This window comes from Kitasatospora acidiphila, assembly GCF_006636205.1.
In the GTDB taxonomy this organism is placed as follows: Bacteria; Actinomycetota; Actinomycetes; order Streptomycetales; family Streptomycetaceae; genus Kitasatospora; species Kitasatospora acidiphila.
On sequence record NZ_VIGB01000003.1, the window covers coordinates 7,263,271 to 7,279,340 of the forward strand.

The window sequence follows — 16,070 nt, forward strand, 5'->3', positions numbered from 1 at the left end:
TTTCAGTCGTTTCGGTCTTTGGGCGGCAGCAACCGCCGGTGGAACACCAGAACGGCCAGGGCGCCCACCAGTTGGGCGCCGAGCCAGGAGACGCCGGCGCCCAGGATGCCGAGCGGTGGGGTGCTGAACCAGGTGCCGGCCACCGCGACCGCCGCGATCACGGCGTTGAGCGCGGCCGCCCGGTTCAGCAGCCCGCGGACCCGCAGGGTGGCGACCGCCACATTGCTCACCGCGTCCGGGAACGCCGACAGCACCAGCACCACCAGCAGCCCGTACCCCTGCCGGTAGCCCGCACCGAAGATGCCCAGCACCGGGTGGCCGATCGCGCACAGCACCCCCGCCGGCACGGCGATCGAGGCGACCGTGACCCCCAGCGAGCGCAGCGCGATCCGCCGCAGCCCGCCGCGCTGATGGCTGCCTTCGGCGAACAGTGCGGAGGAGACCGCCGGGCTGATCATGAAGATGGCGCTGCCGATCATCCAGGTGATGTAGAAGGCGGCATTGGCACTGGCCCCGAGCCGCGCGGTCACCGCCACCGGCAGCAGATAGGTGGGCACCAGACCCGCCACACTGATCGCGTGGTGGCCCAGCGCCGGGCGGGCCAGCAGCACCAGCTCGGCCCCGGCCGCCCGCAGCGGCACCCGGCCCAGCGGCCGCACCCGGCGGTGGCAGAGCAGCAGCCCTGCCCCGGTGCCCAGCAGACCGCTCAGCGACCAGGTCAGCAGCAGCCCCATCGCCCCCGCCTCGGGCACCGCCACGGCGACCACCGCCAGCCCGCCCAGCTTGGCCACCGCCGTCGCGGTGTTGCGCACCAGCATCAGGCCGGCCCGGCGCTCCGCGATGAACAGGTAGTCGAGCACGCCCGAGCCGGTCCAGCCGGCCGCGCCCAGCACGAACCAGAGGGCGAACCACGGGTCGCGGGTCAACGGGCCCAGCGGGGCGACCAGCAGCCCCAGCGGGAGCTCCGCCACCGCGGCCACCAGCAGGGTGCCGCCGGTGGTGGCCGCCAGCGTGGCCACCACCGTGAGCCGCCACTGCTCGGCCGTCGCGCGCTGCGGCAGCCGGGCGATCAGGCCCACCCCCGCGCCCAGGTGCACCACCAGCGAGATGATCACCAGCGCGGAGGTCGCCGCCGAGCCGAGACCGACCTCGGTGCTCGGCATGATCCGCGCGGCCAGTGTCCAGTAGCCGTAGCCCAGGCCCGCGTTGACCACGGTGGTGGCCATGATGCCGAGGCTGTTGACGGTCAGCGAGCGCAGCGCGCCGCGATCCGACGGCTTGCCGGTGTGCCGTTCGCCGATTGACGATCCGTCAGTTGCCGGCTCGTCGGCTGACGGCTGCGCGGACGGCAGCGAGGCCTCGGGCAGCGGGGCCTCAGCCGTCGCCACAGCCGCTCCCCTCCCTGGTCCTGAGGTACAGGTCCACACTGCGCAGCTGCTCCGACCCGCGGCTCAGCCGCAGCTCCACCCGGTGCAGGCAGCCGCCCTGCGGCACCGTCACCTGCAGCCGGGCGGTGCCCTGGCCCGGGGTGGTGCTGGTCAGCGGGGCCGGGGCGCTCCAACCGGCGCCGTCCACGCCGGCCGACACCGTCAGCCCGGCCAGGTCCGCCGGGCGGGTGGCGTCCGCCACCACCGGGATGTCCAGGCGCTGCCCGGCGGTGCCCGGCAGCACGCCCGGCACCCGGGCGTACGGCGCGCCCAGCGAGAACGACAGGTAGGGCTGCTGCGGTGTGGTCGGCAGCTGAGCGGCGACCGCCCAGAGCAGTGCCGCCGCGGCCAGCACGCTCGCCCCGTACACCGCGTGCCGCCGCCCGCCCGCCAGCAGCTCGGGCAGCCGGGGCCGCTCGGCGCGGCGCTCCAGCAGGCAGAGCGGCAGCAGCACCGTGCTCACCGCGAGCGGCAGCACGGCGAGCCGCACCCGGCCCAGCACCGCGAAGCAGAGCAGCCCGGCCACGATCAGCGCCACGATGCTCAGCAGCACGCAGAGCGGCGTCAGGAACCGCCCCGCGCCGCGCGCCAGGCCCAGTCCGGCCGCCAGGCTGCGCCCCGGCGACCAGAGCAGCACCGGCAGCACCAGCACGGCCCGGGCCGGGCCGCCCGGCACCGCCAGCTCGCCGATCAGCGCCAGCAGGACCAGGCCGGCCTGCGCGGCGAACAGCGGCAGTGCGGACCAGCGGCCGTTGCGGCCGGTGCCGCCGATCGTCTCGGGTGTGCTGGTCATCGCGCCTCCCCGGGGACGGTTGCGTGGATCGCCTTGAAGTCGAAGCGGTAGATGGCGTAGGCGTCGCTCTCGTAGACCTTGGTGGTCCACGGCAGGTAGTTGTAACGGTCCAGGTTCTGCACGCCGATCGGGCTGGTGCCGCCGAACGCGAACGGCTCGTCCGGCTCGAAGTACACGCCGATCTCCGGCAGTTGGGTCGCGGTCCGCTTGTCGATCACCAGGTAGGTGTAGTTTGACGAGTCCAACTCGCGGACCAGGAACGGCGTTGGCGGCGTCGAGTTGAAGTACAGGTCGTAGGTCGGGAAGCCCTTGGCCGGCTGGGCCGGTTCGGCATCCGCCTCACGGACCAGCACCAGGCCGGTGTAGCGGTCGGAGACCACGTGCAGCTTGGCCCCCAGGTGCGCCTTGAACCAGGCGGCCGTGCCGACCGCCTCGGCGGTCACCGAGCGGGTGTCGGAGCCGAAGACCGGGGTGCCGGGGAACCGGTAGTCCTCGTCCAGCCCGGCCGCCACATTGCCCATCAGTGCATCGCCGGCCACCAGCACCGCCACCAGCGCGCCGGCCCGCCAGCGCCGCCCGCGCAGCTCGCCGAGCCGGTCCAGCGCCAGGACCAGCACCGGGGTGAGCAGCACGCCCAGCCCGATCCAGGTGAACCCCCAGGTGCGCCGGGCGCCCTCGGCCCCGAACTCCACCATGATGAACGGCAGCGACGGGAAGTAGAGCAGCCCGAACAGGCTCAGGCCCAGCATCAGCGGGTCCCCGCCGAACAGCCCGCCCGGCTGCCGGCGCCGCCGCCACAGCGCCCAGGCGGCCAGCGCGAAGCTCAGCAGCGGGACGGTGAACGCCGTGTACCGCTCGTAGAACGGCTCGGTGCTCGCCTTGAAGAGCGACCGGGTGCCCTTGCCGCCGGAGAACATGTGCAGCAACTGCTTGGCGCCGCCGCCCATGTACGGGGAGAGGTAGGCGAAGGTCGCCGGGGCGGCCAGCACCAGCCAGAGCACCCCGGCGCCGCCGACCAGCAGCGCCACCGTGCCGATGGTCACCGCCTTCTCGCGCGGCGCGGTGCCGCGCAGCGCGGCCACCATCGCCACCACGGTGAGCAGCGCCAGCAGCGCCGTCATCAGCACCGTGGTCAGGTGGTGGGTCGGCACCGCGCCGCAGCCGGCCAGCACCGCGCCGACCGTCCAGCGCAGCCGCTCCGGCCGCTCCTTCGCCCGGTGCGCCTTGGCCAGGCAGGCCAGGCACCACAGGAAGAACGGCATCGCCAGCGACTCGTAGGCGTACTCGGTGTCGAAGTAGATGAAGCTGGAGTTCAGGCTGTAGACCAGCGCCACCAGGGCGCCCGCGCGCAGCGAGCCGAACAGCGCCTCGCCGAGCAGGAACGCGCCGAACAGCGCCAGCACATGGGCGACGACCATCACCACCAGGGCGCTCTGCCAGACCGTCAGGCCGGTGGCGTCGCTGATCGAGGCGGTGACGATGTGCAGGCCGGGGAACCGCGCGACGATGCCGATCAGGTGGTTCTGCGCGAACAGCTGCCCGTTGGCGGCCAGGTCGGTGGCCTGGCGCCAGTGCGCGATCTCGTCGTGGAACAGCGGCTGCCCGGGATTGCGCAGCAGCTTGGGCACGTAGCTGAACAGCCCGTAGCCGAGCAGCCAGCCGATCCGCACCCGCGGCGCGACTTGACGGGCCGTCAGAACGACTGCGGCGGGGCAGAAGAAGAGCAGCATGCCGGCCCAGAAGACCGCGTAGTGCGCGGTGTCCGCGCTGTCGGTGGCCGCCATCGAGAAGGCGACGGCGATCAGCACCGCACCGGCGGTGGCGGTCAGCCACAGCACCGCCCAGGCGAGCGGCGAACCGAACCGCGGTGCGCGGTGGTCCGGCCTGGCCGGCGGGCTGCCCGGCGGCCCGTCGGGCGTGGGGGCGGACTCCTCGGCGAGCAGGGTCGAATTGCTCATGCCGCCACCTCGCGGTAGACGCCGACCAGTTGGGCCGCGACGGCGTCCCAGTCGGGGATCTCCTCGCTGCCCGGAGCGGGTGGTCCGGCCAGGCAGTCGGCCAGTCGGCGGGCCAGCTCGGTGGGCGTGGCACCCTCCGGCACCAGCCGCACCGCGCTCGCCGCCGGCAGCTCCGCGTGCGCCGGGATGTCCGAGAGCACCGCCCAGGCCCCCGTGGCCAGGGCCTCGGCCGGGGCCAGCCCGTAGGCCTCGTGCTCCGACAGGCTGCACAGCACCGCCGCGGTCCGCAGCCAGCGGCGCAACTCCAGGTCACCGACCCGGCCCAGGAAGCGGATCCGCGCCCCGGCGCCCGTGCCCGCCGCCAACCGCTCCAGCCGCGACCGGTCCGGCCCGTCCCCGATGATCACCAACTGCGCTTCGGGATCCGCAAGCCGGCCGAACCCCTCGATCACCCGGTCGACCCGCTTGTAGCGCTCCAGCCGACCGACGCTGAGCACCGTGGCCGGTTCGTCGGGCAGTGGCGCCGCCGCGAGCAGCGCCCGGCGGTCCACCGCGTTGGGCACCACCGCGACCTTGCCGGCCGCCGCGGGGAAGTCCCGTGCGAACAGCTCGGCTTCCGGCCGCGAGACGCACAGCACCGCGCGGGCCCGGCCCGCCGCGGCCCGCCCGGCCGGCCGGTAGGCGCGGTGCAGCAGCGCCCGGGCCGCCGTGTGGCCGGTGCCGTGGTAGTGCGGCGTCAGCACGAACGGCACTCGCAGGCCGCGCAGTTGCAGGGTCAGCGCGGCGCCCACCCCGGTCAGCGCGTGGTAGCTGTGCCCGTGCACCACGTCGAACGAGGCCGCGTGGCGGGCCAGATGACGGTAGAGGCCGGGCGCCGTCCGGTAGTTCTCGGCGCGGTTGGCGGCGAACCGCCGCACCAGCACGCCGTCTTCGGTGCTGACCGCGGGGCCCGTCGGGCGGGGCTGCTGGGCGAGCACCTCCACGCTCAGCCCCGCCCGCACCAGGGCCCGCGCGGTCTGCGCGACCACGGCCTCCACGCCCCCGGGGGTCGGCGGGTACCCCGGGCTGACCAGTGCGAGCCTCACCGTTCCCCGCCTTCCGCCCGCGCGGTGCCGATGACGGCCTCGACGTTCCGTTCCCAGCTGTGCGGGTCGGAGAAGTGCTCTCCGGCCATGGTGACCACCTTGCGCAAACCTTCCAGTAGTGCGTCCACGTCCTCCGGCGGCACCAGCACCGCCCCGGGGTAGTCCCCGACCGCCTCCACCAGTCCGCCCACCGAACTCAGCACCACCGGCAGCCCGTTGCTCATCGCGATGTGCAGCGGACCGCTCGCGGAGGAGCGCCGGTAGGGCAGCACCAGGGCGTCGGCCGCGGCGAAGTGGGCCTTCGCCTCCTCGTCCGACACATAGCGGTTGACCAGCGTGATCCGGTCCCGGTAGGGGGAGTTCTCGATCATCCGGATCGGCTCCACGCACCCCTCCCAGGTCTCGCCCACCACGGTCAGCCGAACTCCGTCGATCTCCTCTGGGGAGAGCCGGTCGAAGGCCGAGATCAGCAGGTCCAGTCCCTTGTACGGCCGGATCAGGCCGAAGAAGAGCAGCCGGCACGCGCCGTCGGTGGGCGGCACCCGCTCGACCGCGTAGTGGTCGAACGGGCCGTGCGACACCACGGTGACCGGCCGGCCCGACAGGTCGAACAGTCCGCGCAGCAGCTCCTCGTCGTACGCCGAGTGCACCAGGAAGGCGTCGGAGCGGCGCAGCAGCGCGGAGAGCAGCCAGCGGGTGTAGCCGGCCACGAACGGGATCCGGATCTCCCCGGTGTCCTGCACCTCGTGGAACTCCACCACCACCCGGGCGCCCAACGCCCTTGCCGCGACCGCCAGTACCAGGTAGGTGTGCGCCACGGTGCCGGTCCACCACTGGAAGACGATGGTGTCGGGCCGGTTGCGGCGCAGCCGGCGCAGCGCGATCAGCAGGCTGGGCAGCCAGAACCAGTCCACGCCGTCGTAGACGTCGACCCGCTCGTCGTAGTCGATGGCCGCCACCTTCACACCCACCCGCTTGCGGCCCGGGTAGAGGAACGCGGGCAGCAGCCGGCGCATCAACAGGGCCGAGACCTCGGCGTCTTCGGCGAGCGCGCCGGCCAGTCGGCAGGTGTAGTGGCTCAGCCCGCCGGTGAACCGCCAGCCCGAGCCCACCACGCACACCCTCGGCCGGCGTTCACTGCCCGCCATGGATCCCCTCCTTGCCCTTGCTGTCGGTGCCCTTGCCGCTGACGCCCTTGCCGTCGGTGCCTGCGCTGTTGGTGCCTGCGCTGTTGGTGGCTGTGCTGTTGGTGCTCTCGCCGCGGATCCGGTGCCGCGCGGCTTCCCGGCGGACCCCGGCGACCGCCGCCGCGGCCGCATAGGCGGTGTAGCCCGCCCGTGACCGAGTGCTGGGCCCGCAGACCGTGAACTCCGGGTGCTGGACGATCTGTTCGCTCCAGCGCAGCTTGGCGACATCCGGGCCGAGCGACAGGTTGAACTCGCCACGCCCGTACCGCACCGCGTTCTCGGCGGCCGTCAGCTGGAGCAGCGTCACCGGACTGACGCTCCACCAGTCCGGGTCGACCCCGCTGACGCCCAGATAGCCGGCGCCCGGTGCGTGCAGCACCAGCAGCGCCGCCACCGGCCGGTCCTCGACGTCCAGGGTGAGGATCTCGGCCCGCCCCTGCTCGGCGAGCAGCGGCAGCACCTCGGCCAGGAAGTCGCGGTGACGCGGGTCGGCCAGCACATCGCCGTGCCGTCGGCGGCCCGCCAACTGTGCGCGGGCCGCGTGCAGTTCGGCCAGCCACGGCAGTGCTCGGGCCACCTGTGACGGACTGCGGTGGGTGGTGACCGTCCACTCCCGGCCGCTGCGGTTCAGCCGGTTCCGGCCCCGCCGCACGCTCTCCTTGACATTGCGCTTCAGGCCCGGCCGCAGCGCCTCGACCGAGGCCGGCAGCGGCAGCACCACCGAGGGGCGGGTGGTCCGGTGCCGGATCAGTCCGCGCAGCGCCACCGGACCGCTCAGCCATTCGGGTTCCAGCCAGCCCTGCTCGGCGCCGAGCGGCAGGTCCAGCCAGTCCCACTCCGCCGAACGCCCGCACCAGTGCCGCACCACCGCGCGCAGCACCGTCCGCGCGTCCTGCGTGGCGCAGAGCACCGCCGGCAGCTCGGTCAGCTCGTCGTGCCGGCCGGCGCCCAGCAGGTGTACGGTCCGCAGCGCCGGGCCGAACCGGCGGAGATAGCAGGGCGCCACGCCGACCAGTTCCGGGCCGCGCTCGACGGCCAGCACATTGAGCTCCCGCTCACTGCTGAAGTGCCGGGCCCAGACTTCGGACCACTCCGGAGCGGCGTACGGATTGCGGGAGTTGACGCGCTGGTGCAGGGCCCGCCAGGGCTCGCGCAGGGCCGCCAGCCCGGCGAAGTCGCCGATCCGACGGACCGTCAACTCCCCTTCCCGCCGCTCCCCGTGGCCACCCCGGGGGCGTCCCTCCCATGCGCCGGTCCGCTCGCCGGTCACATCGGTGACGTGCAGCCGCATCAGGCCACTCCACTGGACGCCTGCTCGTCGGACGGGGCGCCCACCGCCGCCGGCCGGTTCTCGTGCACGGCCGACGGTCCGTTCCCCGCCGCGTCCGCCGCGTCCGTCGCGGCGTCCAGCAACTCCGCCATGCTCCGCGGGCCGCGCCCGAACCGGACCCGGCCCAGCGTGACCAGGCAGCCGAACCCGTCGCGCCAGGTGAGCTTCTTGCCCTCGTTGTGGGAGCGGCTGTGGTAGCTGATCGGAACCTCGAACGGCCGGATGCCGAGCCGCAGTAGACGAGCCGTCAGCTCGCTGTCCAGGCCGAACCCGGTGTCCTGCAGCCGCAGCGCCCGGAACAGGCCGAGCGGCACCAGCTTGAGGCAGGTGTGCATGTCGGCCAGGTGCGCGTCGAACAGCACGTTCGCCGCCAGCGTGGTCATCTTGTTGCCCATCGCGAACCGGTACGACTGGTAGACCGTGTTCGCCCCGAACAGCCGCGCCCCGTAGACCACGTCGCAGCGTCCGGCCAGCACCGGTTCCACCAGGCGCGGGATGTCGGCGGGGGCGTACTCCAGGTCGGCGTCGAACGGCAAAACGTGGGTGCCGGAGGCGAGCTGGGCGGCCGTCAGCAGTGCGGCACCCTTGCCGAAGTTGCGTGGATGGCGGTACGTGATCACCCGTGGGTCGTCGATCTGGGCGATGTGCAGGGGAGTTCGGTCGGAGCTGCCGTCGTCCACGATGATCAGCTCGATCTCGAACGGGTAGTCCTGGGACAGCAGCGCCTCGGCGACCGCGGCGATGGTCTCTTCCTCGTTGTAGGCCGGCATCAGCAGCGAGAGCTTGACCGGCCCCTCACCGGACCAGGCACGGCCGGACCGTAACCGGCGACCGGCGGCTCCGCGGAGCGCACCGGTCCCATCGGCCATCCCGGGAGGGGCGGCGGCGATGTGGGTCGCGGTCGCGCGTATCGGCTTCATGAGGCCTCCACTGTCCATATCACTGGGGTCGGACCTTCTTTGGCGCATTCTTGGCCTCCGGGGCCGCCGCCTAAGGCATTCGAAAACGACGGATGGCGGTGGCGCCAGGTGGGGGTGGATGTCGACGAGCATCTGTCAACGAGCTTTTCGGACAAGCGATTGCCGACGGGGGTATGCCGACGAGCGTTTGCCGACTGGGGTTTGCCGGCGGGCGTGCGGAGTCGAGGGGGCGGGTTCTGGTGCGGGAAAAAGGCAGGCGGAAACAAGCCACGGAACAGACGGAAAGCAGAATGCGAGCACGCCGAACACGCCCACGGCGCCAGGGAATTCCGCCACACCGCAGTCGCGGACGTCGCGGGCGGGTGCGGCGGGTGACTAGGAGTATCGCGGTCGGCCGGGCGGCCCGGCGCAATCAGCCGCTGAACGAGAGCCCAACGGCCGATGACACCCTGACCTGCTCGCCTCTGACCGCTGCTGACGGATCATCAGCTAGGTGCTCGGCCAGCACGGCAGGGCTCGGCGCTGGTCCTGGGCGCGCCGTGCAGTGCGCGCGGCACCAATACCGACAACGGTTCTCCGCATGCCGATGGTGTTGATGAGCGGCGAAGATCGACATTTGCGCGACATTCCCAGATGCCCCCCGGGCTTATGGCGGGACGTGCGACGGAGCCCTCCCTCAGGGCCTCGTCCGCCTGTCAGCTTCCCACGATGGTGATGAAGAGGCCGCGTCCATGTGTTACAGGCATATGACATTCCCTTCACCAGGGATCGGCCCTTCGCCAGCTGCCTGTCATCCTTGCAGTCGCCGCACGGGAAAACCAGTAAATCAGGTGATCTCGTAAATCAACGCGTTCCTGATAGCCGGACAAAACGGTCACAGGTTAACTGGTGTCACTGTGGTACGCGAAGTGGTCATGGGGTGACACCAGTATCTTGCCGTCACCCCACGACGCGGTCACATCAAGGTGCTTGGAGTGTCAGGACGGTGGAGCTGGTGTGCTCTGAGTGGCGACGCCGCCCATGACCGATCACCAGGGCACGGACGTCCCGTCCCAGGAGAAGAAGCCGCCGGTGGGACCGCCGTCCGGCAGCAGGGCCAGACGGAGGGCGCCCTGCGCGGCCTCGGCCGGATCGCCGCCGGCAGCGGCCGCCCGGGCGTTGAGATCGGTGGCCCGCAGGCCGGGGGCGAGCGCATTGACCTTGAAGCCGTCCTCGGCCAGCGTCTGCGCGTAGAGGACGGTGAGGGCGTTGAGGGCGGCCTTGGACGACCGGTACGCGGCGGCACCGCCGCTTCCCGGGGGGAACTGGGGGTTGGGGTTGGTGCTCCAGGTCAGCGAAGCGGTGCCACTGGAGATGTTGACGATGCGCGGGTGCGGGGAGCGGCGCAGGGCGGGCAGGAAGGCATTGGTCACCGCCACCACCCCGAACACATTGGTCTCGTAGGTGCGCCGGTACTCCTCGACCGCGGTGTCGACCGGCAGGGCGAGCGACGGTGAGATGCCGGCGTTGTTGACCAGCACGTCCAGGCGCTCCACCTGAGCCGCGGCCCGTGCGATGCCGTCGGGATCCGTCACGTCGAGGACCAGCAGGCGGGCCCCGGCACCGATCTCCTCGACGGCCCGCCGGCCGCGCTCGGCGTCGCGTGACCCCATGTACACCGTGAGGCCCTCGGCGGCGAGCAGCCGGGCGATGTGCTTGCCGATGCCCTTGTTGGCACCGGTGACCAGAGCTGTGCGTTCGTTCATGGCAACCACGCTTCCCCGGTTGTGGATAGCCTGCCAGGGACAGCCTGTACCAGGCAGTGGGAGGAGGCGACATGGTGCGCCAGGAGCTGGCCCACTTCCTGCGGGACCGCCGCGCAGCCCTGCGTCCGCACGAGATCGGCCTGGCGGCGACGGGCACCGCCCGCCGCACACCGGGCCTGCGCCGCGAAGAGGTGGCGGAGCTCGCCCACATGTCGGTCGACTACTACACCCGGCTGGAGCAGGCCCGGGGGCCGCGGCCGTCGCCCCGGATCCTGGACGCGCTGGCCCACGCGCTGCGGCTCACACCGGCCGAGCGCGACCACCTGTTCCGCCTGGCGGGCTCGACCGTGCCGCCCGGCACCAGCATCGTGCGCGGGGTGCGCCCGCACGTGGCCCGGATGCTGGAACGGCTGCCGGAGACCGGTGCCATCGTTACCGACGCCGCGTACGACGTCGTCGCCTGGAACCCCCTGGCCCGGGCCCTGCTCGGCACCGACCCCGCAGGAGGGACGACCAACCTGGCCCGGCGCCGCTTCCTGGGCGGGCGGCGGACGTACGAGAGCTCCAGCACCGAGGAGTTCGGGCACATCGTGGTGGCGCGGCTGCGCCGGGCCGCGGACCGCTACCCGCACGACCCCCGGCTGGCCGCCCTGCTGGCCGAACTGCACGCCGGCAGTGCGGAGTTCCGGCAGATCTGGGAGACGCGCCCGGTGCACGCCCCCGGGCACCGCACCAAGACCCTGGACCATCCCGAAGCCGGTGCGCTGCGGTTGAACTGCGACGTGCTGCTCGTGCCCGAGGACGACCAGGAGGTCGTCCTGATGACGGCCGACCCCGGATCACCAGCCATGCGGGCCCTGCGCCGACTGGTCGGGCAGGCGACCTGAAGCGCAGGACGCGCACCGGTCTCCACAGGTGCCCTCTGCGGTGAGCGGCATCACCCTCAGGCGCACAGCGCCGGCTCCCGGACGTCGCGCTCGGGGACTGCCTCCGCATCCGTCTCTGCCTCTGCCTCTGCCTCTGCCTCCACGGTCTCCGTCGCCTCCGCCGTCTCCCGGCCGCCGGTACGGGTGGCGCCGGCGCCCGCGATCACCACGAGGATGACGCCGACCGCCGGTGCCGGGCCGGGGATCTGGCCGAGCACCAGGATGCCCATCACCAGCGCGATCGCCGGCTCCAGGCTCATCAGGGTGCCGAACGCGCCCGCGGTGAGGCGGCGCAGTGCGAGGAATTCGAGGGAGAACGGCAGCACGGTGCTCAGGGCGGCCAGCCCCAGCATGACGAGGACCAGCGGCCAGGTCGCATGGCCGAGTTCGGACGGCGCGGCGACCAGGGCGGCGATCACGCCGGCCACGGGGAGCGAGACGGCCAGTCCCTTCAGCCCGGTGACCCGGTCGCCGACGCGCTGGGTCAGCAGGATGTACCCGGCCCAGCAGGCCGCCGCGCCGAGTGCGAAGCCGAGGCCGGCCGGGTCGATCCCGCCGTGCCACGGCTCGGTCAGCAGGACGACGCCGACGGCGGCCGACGCGGCCCAGCGCCTGCGCCCGCCGCCGGGGCGGAGGAGGGAGACGGCGAGCGGGCCGAGGAACTCCAGCGCGCTCGCGGTGCCCAGTGGGATGCGCGCGGCGGACAGCATGAAGAGCAGCACCATGCCGGCGGTCACCAGGCCCAGCAGGGCGCAGGCCAGCAGGTCCCGGCCGGCGAAGTCGCGCGGGCGCGGGCGGATCAGCACCAGCATCAGCAGGCCGGCCCAGGCCAGCCGCAGTCCGGCCGTGCCCACCGCGCCGAGCTGGGCGAAGAGCGGTACGGACAGGGCCAGCCCGAGCTGGACCGAGGACATCGCCGCCATGGCCATCAGGGCTCCGCCCTGGGCGGTGCGCAGGTGCGGGCGGGTGGAGGAGGGAGGGGCGACGGCTTCCAGCGGGCTCATGGGCACCAGTACATGACGCGTGTACCGTTTCCGTCCACGTGCCGATCATGGACAATCCGTTCGCGAAAGCTGAACAATGGCCGGATGGACACACGGCGGCTGCAGATCCTGGCGGAGTTGTCCCGGCTGGGCTCGATGCGCGCGGTCGCGGATGTGCTCGGCATCACCACCTCGACGGTCTCGCAGCAGATCGCCGCCCTCTCCCGCGAGATGGACACCGCGCTGATCGAGCCCGCCGGGCGGCTGGTCCGGCTGACGCCGGCGGGCCGGCGGCTCGCCGAGCACGCGGTGACGATCCTCGCCGCGGTCGAGACGGCGCACCGCGACCTGGCCCCGGGAGCCGAGCCCAACGGCACCCTGCGGGTCGCGGGCTTCGCCACCGCCATCCGCGGATACCTGCTGCCCATCGTGGTCGACCTCGCCGCGACCAGTCCGCAGGTCCACGTCCTCATCCGCGAACACGAGCCCGCCGAGTCGCTGGAGCTGCTGGCCGCCGACGAGGTGGACCTCGCGCTCACCTACGACTACAACCTGGCCCCGGCCGCCGACGATCCGACGGTCAGCGCGACCCCGCTGTGGACCGCCAGGTGGGGGCTCGGCGTGCCGGCCGACGCCGAGCCGGGCGACGGGACGACGCTGGACGTCTTCGCCCGCTTCCGGACGCACGACTGGATCGTCAACTCCCGCAACACGGCGGACGAGGAGGTCATCCGCACGCTCGCCTCGATGGCGGGGTTCCGGCCCCGGGTCACCCACCAGGCCGACAGCCTCGACCTGGTGCAGGAGATGATCGCGGCGGGCCTGGGCGTGGCGCTGCTGCCGGTCGACTTCCCGACCCTGCCCGGCGTGCGGCTCCTCCCGCTGGCCACCCCCGACGTCGAACTGCGCGCCTACGCGGTGGCCCGACACGGGCGCCTCGACTGGCCGCCGCTCGCGCTGGTGACCGACCTGCTCAACGCCACCGCGAGCCGCTGACCCTCGATCGCGCGCAGGGCCCGACCGTTCCCGTCGATGACCTCCTTCCCTTGGCGCCCCTAGGGCGCCTTGGGGAAGGGCAAAAATTTACTTTTCAACCTTAACATCGATGATATTCGGCCAGTTTGATCTACGAATCGCAGGTGTGTCAGGGTGTCCCTGGCGCGCCGTTACCGACAGGTAACTCGCCGTGCCAATCATGTGCGGACGCCTGCGGAGGGAGCGGCGGGCGTCGCGCGCCATAGCCGGAGACCGCACACGGGGGCAGTGCGTGCGGTCCGTCCGGCCGGCGGCCCCGGCGCTCACCGGAAGGGCTGCCCATTCAACCTGGAAAGCGTGGGGTGCGATGCGGAATCGTGGTGTCGATGTGGCGAGCTTGCGCAGCGAGCTCGAAGACCTCTGGGAGCGGCGGGACGAGGTCTCGCTGCAGTCCGCCGAGGCGGTGGCCGCCGTCGACGCGGCGATCGACCTGCTGGACACCGGCCGTGCGCGGGTGGCCGAGCTGATGGACGGTCAAGTCGTGGTGCACGACTGGCTGAAGAACGCGATCCTCCTGCTCTACAAGCAGGCGTCGCCGCAGGTCTCGCAGTTCGGCCCGTTCCAGTGCGCCGACAAGATCCCGCTGAAGTCCCGGATCGACGGCTCCGGGGTCCAGGTGTCGCCGGGTGCGGTGATCCGGCGGGGCAGTTACCAGGAGCCCGGCGTCGTGGTGATGCCGAGTCACATCGGTATCGGCTCCTACGTCGGCGAGGGCACCTTGGTGGACTCCTGGGTCGGCATCGGCTCGTGCGCCCAGATCGGCCGGAACGTCCACCTGTCCGGCGGGGTCGGGCTGGGCGGCATGATCGAGCCTCCCATGGCCAAGCCGGTGGTGATCGAGGACGACGCCTTCATCGGCGCCCGTTCGATGGTCTACAGCGGGGCGCGGGTCGGTGAGGGCGCGCTGCTGGGTGCCGGAGCCCTGCTGACCGACACGATCCCGGTGATCGACGCGGCCACCGGGGAGGAGCTGAGCCGCGGCGAGGTGCCGCCGTGGACGGTCGCCGTGCCCGCCAGTCGTCCGCGCGAGTTCGACGGCGGCACCTTCGGCCTGCCCTGCCTGCTGGTGATCAAGCACCTCAAGAAGGGTGAGCGGCACGACAAGGCCAGGCTCAACGACGCGGTCCGCACGTAGGGCCTCTCTTATGGATCATGCCGGGCGCGCGACGCCGGAGCACGCACCTCGCTGCGTTGTCGTCGGTTGCCTATGGCCCCCAGCCTTCGGCCGGGAGGTACCCCCACCGCATGGACGCCCTCCTCCGCCTTGCGATGCACGCACTCCAACGCCGCGCGCTGATCCGACCTGATCCATAAGAGAGGCCCTGGCCGCCGGTCATCCTCTGACAACCCCGGGCAGCGCCGCCCGTCACCCCGCCTGCTGACGACTTCCCAAGGAACCCTCACCATGCCTGCCACCGGCATCATCCCCCTGTTGGCCCGTCACCCTGAGCTCAGGGAGCTGCGGTCCCGTCTGACGGCCTTTCTGGACACCCACCTGCCCGCGCCGGTCTGCGAGGGGGACCCCCGACCCGACTGGCTCGCCCTGCGGGCTCACGCATCGGCCGCCGGGCTCACCGGCATCGACGTCGCCTCCCCAGACGAGCCGGACGAGCCGGGCGGCGAGCCGGGCGCGACCGGTCGGGTGGCCCAGGGCATGGCCATGTTCCTTGCCGGACAACGGGATTGCGACGCCCGTGAGATCTTCAGCACCGGCCACGCCGCGATGCCGCTGCGCTACGGCTCGCCCGCTCTCGCTCGCCACACCCGCGAACAGGTCGTCACAGCAGGCAAGTTGGTGGGTATCGCGGCCAGCGAGCCGCACTCGGGCTCGGACCTGCGGGGCTTTCGCACCGTACTGGTCGACCACGGTGACCACTTCACGCTGTCGGGCTCCAAGGGCCTGATCAGCCGGGTCGAAGAGGCCTACGGCTTCGTCGTGTTCTGCAAGCTCGTCGACCGGCAGGACGTCGACCGGATCGACCTGCGGACCGTGCCGCTCTCCGCGGTCTGGGTCCCGATGGACGCCGCGGGCGTGCTCACCGAGACCACCGACCCGCTGGGCATGCGCGGATGGAGCTTCGGCCACCTGCACTTCGTCGACACCCGGCTGGACAAGGACTTCCTCCTCGGCGAGCCCGGCGACGGCCGCCGGATCTTCGACGCGCACTTCTCCGCCTGGCGGTTGATGATGTCCCTGGTATGCCTCGGCGCCGCCGCGGCAGCGATCCAGGAGTCCGCGGACCGCACCCGCAGCCGCACCGTCGGCCGGATGCCGCTGGCCGGCATTCCCTCCGTCGCCGCCCGGCTGGGCACCGCCGCCGCCGAGGTCGAGGCCGCCACCGCCTGGTGCTTCGCACTCCTGGAGCGCATCGACCAGGGCGAGAGCGACGTCGCCGCCTGCTCCGCCGCCAAGGCACTGGCCACCGACGCCGCCTACCGTGCCGTCGACCTCGCCCTCCAACTCCACGGCAGCGAGGGCTACACCAAGCAGACCCCGATGGAGAAGCGACTCCGCGACATCCGCGGGCTGCGCATCGCCGACGGCCCCAACGACACGCTCTACAGCGTGCTGGCCCACTCCCTGCTGACCGAGGAGCAGCAGCCGGGGGACCAGCAGCCCGAGGAGCAGCCCGCAGCCGTCGAGCTCCTCGCCCACCACTGAACCGAGGCGCAAGGAACCG

13 protein-coding genes are annotated in these 16,070 nt (G+C 72.4%); 4 read left to right on the forward strand and 9 right to left on the reverse strand.

Features of this window, described 5'->3' with window-relative positions:
* Positions 1-2: 2 nt before the first annotated feature.
* From E6W39_RS34340 to E6W39_RS34375, 8 genes are all read right to left on the reverse strand, one after another.
* Positions 3-1,388: a lipopolysaccharide biosynthesis protein gene (locus E6W39_RS34340; RefSeq protein WP_141636797.1), complete on the reverse strand. Its 1,386-nt coding sequence runs from the start codon at positions 1,386-1,388 to the stop codon at positions 3-5.
* Positions 1,375-2,220 (reverse strand): hypothetical protein, encoded by an 846-nt coding sequence (locus E6W39_RS34345; protein WP_141636798.1) that lies wholly within the window; start codon positions 2,218-2,220, stop codon positions 1,375-1,377. The genes E6W39_RS34340 and E6W39_RS34345 overlap by 14 nt, the downstream gene beginning before the upstream one ends.
* Complete coding sequence (locus tag E6W39_RS34350; RefSeq protein ID WP_141636799.1) at positions 2,217-4,178, reverse strand: DUF2339 domain-containing protein; 1,962 nt, start codon at positions 4,176-4,178, stop codon at positions 2,217-2,219. Before E6W39_RS34350 ends, E6W39_RS34345 begins: the two co-directional genes overlap by 4 nt.
* Positions 4,175-5,263 (reverse strand): glycosyltransferase family 4 protein, encoded by a 1,089-nt coding sequence (locus E6W39_RS34355; protein ID WP_181799573.1) that lies wholly within the window; start codon positions 5,261-5,263, stop codon positions 4,175-4,177. The genes E6W39_RS34350 and E6W39_RS34355 overlap by 4 nt, the downstream gene beginning before the upstream one ends.
* Entirely contained in the window at positions 5,260-6,411 is a 1,152-nt protein-coding gene (locus E6W39_RS34360; protein ID WP_141636801.1) for a glycosyltransferase, read from the reverse strand. Before E6W39_RS34360 ends, E6W39_RS34355 begins: the two co-directional genes overlap by 4 nt.
* Positions 6,398-7,741, reverse strand: a complete 1,344-nt coding sequence (locus tag E6W39_RS34365) for a GNAT family N-acetyltransferase (RefSeq protein WP_141636802.1) — start codon at positions 7,739-7,741, stop codon at positions 6,398-6,400. The genes E6W39_RS34360 and E6W39_RS34365 overlap by 14 nt, the downstream gene beginning before the upstream one ends.
* Positions 7,741-8,700, reverse strand: a complete 960-nt coding sequence (locus E6W39_RS34370) for a glycosyltransferase family 2 protein (protein ID WP_220140305.1) — start codon at positions 8,698-8,700, stop codon at positions 7,741-7,743. The genes E6W39_RS34365 and E6W39_RS34370 overlap by 1 nt, the downstream gene beginning before the upstream one ends.
* A 1,028-nt stretch (positions 8,701-9,728) precedes the next feature.
* Complete coding sequence (locus E6W39_RS34375) at positions 9,729-10,445, reverse strand: SDR family oxidoreductase (RefSeq protein ID WP_141636803.1); 717 nt, start codon at positions 10,443-10,445, stop codon at positions 9,729-9,731.
* Positions 10,446-10,516: 71 nt separating this feature from the next.
* Here E6W39_RS34375 and E6W39_RS34380 point away from each other — a divergent pair, with 71 nt between their 5' ends.
* Positions 10,517-11,332: a helix-turn-helix transcriptional regulator gene (locus tag E6W39_RS34380; protein WP_141636804.1), complete on the forward strand. Its 816-nt coding sequence runs from the start codon at positions 10,517-10,519 to the stop codon at positions 11,330-11,332.
* Between the two features lie 56 nt (positions 11,333-11,388).
* On the opposite strand, the gene E6W39_RS34385 is transcribed toward E6W39_RS34380, so the two are convergent.
* On the reverse strand, positions 11,389-12,375 hold the full coding sequence (locus E6W39_RS34385) for an EamA family transporter (RefSeq protein ID WP_228718499.1): 987 nt from the start codon (positions 12,373-12,375) through the stop codon (positions 11,389-11,391).
* A gap of 84 nt (positions 12,376-12,459) precedes the next feature.
* Here E6W39_RS34385 and E6W39_RS34390 point away from each other — a divergent pair, with 84 nt between their 5' ends.
* From E6W39_RS34390 to E6W39_RS34400, 3 genes are all read left to right on the forward strand, one after another.
* Positions 12,460-13,350: a LysR family transcriptional regulator gene (locus tag E6W39_RS34390; protein ID WP_141636805.1), complete on the forward strand. Its 891-nt coding sequence runs from the start codon at positions 12,460-12,462 to the stop codon at positions 13,348-13,350.
* A 376-nt stretch (positions 13,351-13,726) separates the two neighbouring features.
* A complete protein-coding gene (locus E6W39_RS34395; protein WP_220140306.1) occupies positions 13,727-14,524 on the forward strand; it encodes a 2,3,4,5-tetrahydropyridine-2,6-dicarboxylate N-succinyltransferase in 798 nt (265 codons plus the stop codon).
* A gap of 270 nt (positions 14,525-14,794) precedes the next feature.
* The gene (locus E6W39_RS34400) at positions 14,795-16,051 is read left to right on the forward strand and encodes an acyl-CoA dehydrogenase family protein (protein ID WP_141636807.1); all 1,257 of its coding nucleotides are present in this window, start codon (positions 14,795-14,797) and stop codon (positions 16,049-16,051) included.
* The last annotated feature ends 19 nt before the right edge of the window (positions 16,052-16,070 follow it).